This is a genomic window from Marinicella gelatinilytica, assembly GCF_026410405.1.
Taxonomy (GTDB): Bacteria; Pseudomonadota; Gammaproteobacteria; order Xanthomonadales; family Marinicellaceae; genus Marinicella; species Marinicella gelatinilytica.
In genome coordinates, this window is record NZ_JAPMLN010000046.1 from 1 (window position 1) to 281 (window position 281).

The 281-nt window shown below is 44.5% G+C and carries 1 protein-coding gene; it reads right to left on the reverse strand.

Annotated features, from left to right (window positions below; genetic code table 11):
• The coding region (locus OS173_RS13285; protein WP_267184764.1) for a GTP-binding protein at positions 1-281 on the reverse strand (281 nt) is incomplete at both ends.

The following is a 281-nucleotide window of genomic DNA, read 5'->3' on the forward strand; positions in this document are numbered from 1 at the left end:
GCTGTGTCACGCTCAGGCTCAGGAAAATAAGAATCCATCTCATCCAACAGCTTTTGTACAGCCGGTACACCGATATCACTGGTGTCGCCTTCTAAGGCTTTCAAAGCTGATCCTTTAACCAATGGCGTGTCATCACCAGGAAACTCATAGTCATTCAATAACTCACGAACTTCCATCTCAACCAACTCTAACAACTCTTCGTCATCAACTTGGTCACATTTGTTTAAGAACACAACAATATAAGGTACGCCAACCTGACGTGCCAACAGGATATGCTCACG